General features: G+C 65.5%; 1 protein-coding gene. It reads right to left on the bottom strand.

What is annotated here, in order from left to right; genetic code table 11:
- Positions 1–458 (bottom strand): hypothetical protein (locus tag K9U40_RS23715; RefSeq protein ID WP_282892508.1); only part of this gene is annotated, 458 nt, incomplete at both ends.

Raw genomic sequence — 458 nt, 5'->3', positions numbered from 1 at the left:
GTAGTGGTTGGACGGCGCGCCGATGACGGGGAAGTCCGCGTTGCGGACCACGAAGCCCTGCGGATAGTCGCTCAGCATGCGCGCGACGAAGGCGGTGGACTTCTGCGCGTTCATCACGTCGGCCTTGTTGGGGAACGGATTGAAGGACGTGAGCGCGGACAGCAGCTTCGGATCGTCCTTGGGCGAGTACAGCGCATCGACGCCCCAGCGCTCGGCGATCTTCTCCTTGAGGTAGGACGAGAGCGTGAGGTCGTAGGTCTCGATCTTCTTGCGCCCGATGCCGTCCCACTGCGCGCAGGCCTGCGCGAGCGCCATGAACATCGGCGTGTGCAGGCTGCCGCAGCTCGTGATGGTGGCGGCGATGTCGTAGGTCTCGGTACCGTTGGTGGTGCGGTCCTTCGCGGCGTAGGAGCTGGTGTGGACCGGATACCACTTGGGCAGCGGCAGCGGGTTGGAGG

It is taken from the genome of Xanthobacter autotrophicus (assembly GCF_030015065.1).
GTDB classification, from domain to species: domain Bacteria; phylum Pseudomonadota; class Alphaproteobacteria; order Rhizobiales; family Xanthobacteraceae; genus Xanthobacter; species Xanthobacter autotrophicus_D.
Note: the sequence above shows the minus strand (reverse complement) of the source record. Positions and strands in the feature narration are given on the sequence as shown.